Origin of the sequence: Arthrobacter sp. Hiyo1, from assembly GCF_001263615.2 — a bacterium.
Lineage (GTDB): Bacteria > Actinomycetota > Actinomycetes > Actinomycetales > Micrococcaceae > Arthrobacter.
On the sequence record NZ_DF952470.1, the window covers coordinates 233,468 to 238,315 of the forward strand.

Annotated in this window: 5 protein-coding genes; 3 read left to right on the forward strand and 2 right to left on the reverse strand. The window is 65.1% G+C overall.

Annotated elements, in window-relative coordinates; genetic code table 11:
* Positions 1-163 precede the first annotated feature (163 nt).
* A complete protein-coding gene (locus tag AHiyo1_RS09965; RefSeq protein ID WP_059388467.1) occupies positions 164-1,606 on the reverse strand; it encodes an NCS2 family permease in 1,443 nt (480 codons plus the stop codon).
* 114 nt (positions 1,607-1,720) lie between these two features.
* Between AHiyo1_RS09965 and AHiyo1_RS09970 the strand changes: the two genes are divergently transcribed.
* The gene (locus tag AHiyo1_RS09970) at positions 1,721-2,416 is read left to right on the forward strand and encodes a copper resistance CopC family protein (protein WP_059388468.1); all 696 of its coding nucleotides are present in this window, start codon (positions 1,721-1,723) and stop codon (positions 2,414-2,416) included.
* Here the strand turns inward: AHiyo1_RS09970 and AHiyo1_RS09975 are convergent.
* Positions 2,413-3,081, reverse strand: coding sequence for an FAD-binding protein (locus AHiyo1_RS09975; protein WP_059388469.1), 669 nt, complete (start codon positions 3,079-3,081; stop codon positions 2,413-2,415). The genes AHiyo1_RS09970 and AHiyo1_RS09975 overlap by 4 nt on opposite strands.
* Before the next feature lie 397 nt (positions 3,082-3,478).
* Here AHiyo1_RS09975 and AHiyo1_RS09980 point away from each other — a divergent pair, with 397 nt between their 5' ends.
* Both AHiyo1_RS09980 and AHiyo1_RS09985 read left to right on the forward strand, forming a co-directional pair.
* Positions 3,479-4,531, forward strand: a complete 1,053-nt coding sequence (locus AHiyo1_RS09980) for a universal stress protein (RefSeq protein WP_059388470.1) — start codon at positions 3,479-3,481, stop codon at positions 4,529-4,531.
* 39 nt (positions 4,532-4,570) lie between these two features.
* Positions 4,571-4,848: PEP/pyruvate-binding domain-containing protein (locus AHiyo1_RS09985; RefSeq protein WP_148667537.1), on the forward strand; the 278-nt coding region annotated here is incomplete at its 3' end.

Here is a 4,848-nt window from a genome sequence, read left to right on the forward strand (position 1 = left end):
CACCAGCGGCGGTGCTCATCGCCATCGCCGTCGAAGCGGCCGGTCCACGGCGTGGGGCGGACATCGGCAACAGCGCGGGAAATCTCCATGGTTAAAGCTCAACGCATGGCGGTACCGAAAAACATCGCTTGGGGGCTGAGGGTGTCCGGTATTCCGGAAAGGCCTATTTGACTCCCAGGATTTCCTCGACGGGACCGATCCCGAAGAACAACAGGAACGCAGCGGCCACGGCCCACATGAGCGGATGGACTTCGCGGGCCCTGCCCTGGAACGTGCGGATGAGTGCGAAGGAGATGAACCCGGCGCCCAGGCCGTTCGCGATCGAGTAGGTGAACGGCATGAGGGCCATGGTCAGGAACGCGGGAATGCCGACTCCCCAGTCCTGCCAGTGAATCTTGCCCACCTGGGACACCATCATGAAGCCCACCACCACCAGGGCGGGGGCGACGGCCTCGAACGGGACCAGGTTGATGAGCGGGGTGAAGAACATGGCCACGAGGAACAGCAGGCCGGTCACGATCGACGCCAAGCCGGTGCGGGCACCCTCGCCGATGCCGGCGCCGGATTCCACGAAAATCTGGTTGGAGGACACGGACGAGCCGCCGCCGATGATCGCGCCGAGGGCGTCCACCTGCAGGACACGGTCAACGTTGGGGATGTTTCCGTGTTTGTCGATGTTTCCTGCTTCCCTCGCCAAGCCCACCATGGTGCCCATGGCGTCGAAGAAGATACTGAGCAGGATCACGAACGCCAGCAGGGTGGCAGCGATGATGCCAAGGTGCTGGAACGCCCCGAAGGGGTTCGCCTTGCCAATGAGGGACAGGTCCGGAGCGGCCCACTCGGTGAACTTGGGCGCCACCAGGGACCAGCCGCGGGGATTGTAGGTTTTGCCGTCGAAACTCGGGCCGATGTGCAGGGTGAATTCCAGGATGGCGGCAAGGGCCGTGGAGACGATGATGCCGATCAGGATGGCGCCACGCACCTTGCGGACCACCAAGGCGATGGTCAGGACGAGTCCGACGACGAACACCAGGGTCGGCCAGCCCAGCAGCTTCCCGTCGACGCCGAGGCCCAGGGGGACCGTGGTGCCGGCGGCGTCCGGGATGCGGCGCACGAAGCCGGCATTGACGAGGCCGATCAGCGCGATGAAGAGGCCGATGCCCACCACGATCGCGGTTTTCAGGGCCTCAGGGACGGCTTTGAACACCGCGGTGCGGAAACCGGTGAGCACCAGAATCAGCATGGTGAGGCCCGAGAGCATCACGAGGCCCATCATGTCCGGCCATGTCAGGCCGGGGTGTGAGGCAATGGTGACTGCCACGAAGGCGTTGACGCCCAGCCCGGTAGCGATGGCGAAGGGGTGCTTGGCCCAGGCTCCCATGAGGATCGTCAGGATGCCGGCGACGAAGGCGGTGGTGGCGGCGACGGCGGCGAAGCCAAGTGAAGCGCCACTTGAGTCCGCCCCGGAAAGGATCAAGGGGTTGAGGACCACGATGTAGCTCATGGCAAAGAAGGTCGCGAAGCCGCCTCGGATTTCTCGCGAGTAGTTGGATCCGCGTTCCGAAATCTTGAAGTAGCGGTCGATGGCTGAGCCCTGCTTGAGCATGGAAGTCTCCGGGGATCGGGGAAGTTTGCTCTCAAATCCTATGCCCGCGGCTTCGGCACTCCCGCGAATTCGCCTAGTCTGTAAGGAATCCAACACCAAGGGAGTTATTCGCTCATGCGCCCTATCCGCCAGTTGCTGGCCGTCGTCGCTGCCACGGCGGTTCTTTTCTCTGCCGCCCTGTTCTCGGCGGCACCCGCCTTCGCGCACGATGTCGCCGAGTCAACGTCACCGGCCAACGGCTCAACGGTTGCCAGCGTCCCGGACTCCGTGTCCATCACGTTCAACAACCGGCCGCTCCTGCTCGGCTCGCAGATCCGGGTGAACGACGCCTCAGGACAGAACTGGGCAGATGGTTCCGTCGAGATTGTGGACGCCGTGGTGTCGCAAAAGCTGCGGCCTGGCGCGCCCGCCGGCGCATTCACCGTCATCTGGCGCGTCGTCAGTTCGGATTCGCACCCCATTGAAGGCACCTTCACGTTCACCGCCAAGGCAGGAAGTACGACGGCGGGCGGCGGCTCCGCGAGCACTGCACCTTCGGCGGAGGTACCCACCGCCGGCACCGCAGCCCCTGGTTCGACCACGACGCCCGAAAAGGTGCCCGATGCGTCCCAGCCGTTCCCCTGGAGCATTGTGATCTTCGCCGTGGTGGCTGCAGGCCTGCTGGTCTTCCTCGGCATCACCGCACGACGCCGGCTGGCAGGCGGGGGGTCCGATGATCCTGATGATGCTGGCGATTCCGGGGACGCTGATGACGCTGGCGATGAAGAGGACGCCGAGGTTGAGCCCGGCAGCCCGGAAAAGAAGCCCTAGGCCAGGGCGGGAACAGCTGCAAAGGTGCCCGTGAGCGCCCCGTGGACGCTGTCCGGGTAGACCTTGGCGGAAATCGCCTGGCCCACCACCTTGGCTTGGCGCAGGACTTCCTTCGGTGTGGGTGTGGCAAGTTCGCCGACCCCAACCAAGTACATTCCGATCGCCCGCATGGCCGCGACGAGGTTCTGGCCGATGGCGAAGCCGAGTTCGGCAAGCATTCGCCGCAACTGGCTCTGTCCACAACGGGTGACAACGACGTGGTCGGCCAAAAGCACTCCGTTGGCCGTGTGAACGGCCCATTGGTACGAGGCGACGCCCGAGGACCCTGAAACTACCGATCCGGAAATCACGGACCCCGCGGCAGCTTCGTCCAGGCGATCGAGCCGGACAGCACGCGTGGTGCTCCGTACGTCGAGCCCGTGACTGGTTGCGTAGTTGCGCAGGTGCCGCAGGATTTCGCTGCGCTCCTGGAGGCACGCGGCGTCGGCGGCGTCGCAACGCTGCAGGATGCCGGTGTTGAGCGGCTGCAAAGGTCCGGGGACGTACATTCCGTCCACCACGATGGCATCCACGCCGTAGCGGCTGAGTTCGCTGGCCACGGCCAGGCCGGGCATGCCGGCACCGATGACCACGGTGGTGGTGCGTTCCGTACTCGCAGCAGGCATGGTTGACACAGCTTGGCTCCTCTTTGAAGGTGCGTTGCCGAGGCAACAGCGGGGTGGCGTCCGGGTCCCCAAGCGGTCGCGAATGATGGCCGTTGATGTGTTGAAAAACACGATCCCCGGTCACCAGTGCCTCGAACATTACAGAAGAAATCGCGTGGTGGATAGCCCCGGCATCGGCATGTCCGCCGATGCGTTTTTCGCGCCCCGATTCGGCGGATTTCGCCGCCCTCGCCGGGGTTTCCACATACGCTTCTTCCGGCTTGATTCGGCCCTTGCAAACGAGAATAGTGAGCATTGGAGACCGCAACTCACGGCAGTCAAGCGAGAAACACGTTGTGGGCGCGGCCTCTGGCAGAATAGCCGCAACATCAGCCAGCAGTGCGAGGAGGCAGGCCCCATGGACCAGCACGGCAAACACTCTGAGAGCCATCAACCAGAGACCGAAGGCAACGGAGAGGAACCCTCCATTGCCCCCGGCGGAATTGTAGTGGGCGTTGACGGCAGCGAACACGGCCAATGCGCCCTCGTTTGGGCCGCCCGCGAGGCTGAACGCAGGCAGCTGCCCTTGCATGTGGTCACGGCCTACTCCGTGCCGATCTTCGCGGCTTCAGGGCTCGACGGCGGCTACGCGACAGTGGATGACTCCGTGATCCGGGACGGCGCCGAGGCGATCGTCAAGCAAGCCCTGGAGAAGGTCTCCGGCTACGCCATCGACGTCGATGGCTCGGTGGAGAACGGAGATGCCGCCGGCGTGCTGCTCGATCTGTCCGAAACGGCCGAACTCCTGGTCTTCGGCACCCGGGGACGCGGCGGCTTTGTCGGCAGGCTCCTGGGCTCCGTGAGCAGTGCCCTGCCGGCGCACTCCAAATGCCCCACCGTGACGGTCCCACTCTTCTGCGCGGACCGGCTGGGTGAAACCACGGAGGACAAGCACATCAAGGCCGAGCGCGCGAAGTCCGGCTCCCGCGTTGTCGAGAATGTGGTCGCAGTCGGCGTGGACGGCTCGGAACAGGCGCGCGTTGCCGTCCTGGAGGCCGCGGAGCAGGCTCAACGCATGGGCGCCAAGCTGCGCGTCATCTGCGCCGTACCCGAATACAGCGGCTCCTTGGCGTGGGTTCCGGCACCCCTGGACCGGGAGGCACTCTTCAGGGACATCAGGATCCAGTTGGACGCAGGCTTGGCGTGGCTCAAGAGCCACTTCCCCAAGCTTCCGGCGGAAACCCAACTGCTCGATGGTTCGCCAGTGGAAGTCCTCGTGGAAGTGAGCCGCAGCGTCGAACTCGTGGTGCTGGGCACGCGCGGGCGCGGAGGCTTCGCAGGAATGCTCCTCGGATCGACGTCGGATGGAGTCCTGCACCATGCCAAAGGACCCGTGCTGGTTGTTCCAGACCGCGAGGACCCCAGGCTGGCGGACCGCGCCAACTTCGGTCCCATGCTCGGCGCCGCATAACAGGCAAGCCCAAGGACCGGTGGACGCAGGCAGACGGTAATGGTGGAGCACGCAGAGCCCAGGGAGGCATCGCGCTTGATCGTCGAGCTGCGCCGGATCCGGGCAACCATGCTTCCAGAGGTCGGCGGCAAGGCGGCCAATCTCGGCGAGCTGATCTGGGCGGGACTTCCGGTCCCGCCCGGGTTTTGCCTGACCACCGAGGCCTACCGGCGCGCATTGCAGCCGGATGGAAGCCCCGAGCCAGCCGTCCGGGACATTCTCCGTGGCCTTGAGGCCGTGGAACCCGGCGACCTTGAGGGGCTCGCTTCCCTCGCGGC

What these genes read in the sequence shown, in the direction of transcription:
- AHiyo1_RS09970 (WP_059388468.1), top strand. Translation starts at nt 1,721, where the DNA reads ATGCGCCCTATCCGCCAGTTGCTGGCCGTCGTCGCTGCCACGGCGGTT.
- AHiyo1_RS09975 (WP_059388469.1), bottom strand. Translation starts at nt 3,081, where the DNA reads ATGCCTGCTGCGAGTACGGAACGCACCACCACCGTGGTCATCGGTGCC.
- AHiyo1_RS09965 (WP_059388467.1), bottom strand. Translation starts at nt 1,606, where the DNA reads ATGCTCAAGCAGGGCTCAGCCATCGACCGCTACTTCAAGATTTCGGAA.
- AHiyo1_RS09980 (WP_059388470.1), top strand. Translation starts at nt 3,479, where the DNA reads ATGGACCAGCACGGCAAACACTCTGAGAGCCATCAACCAGAGACCGAA.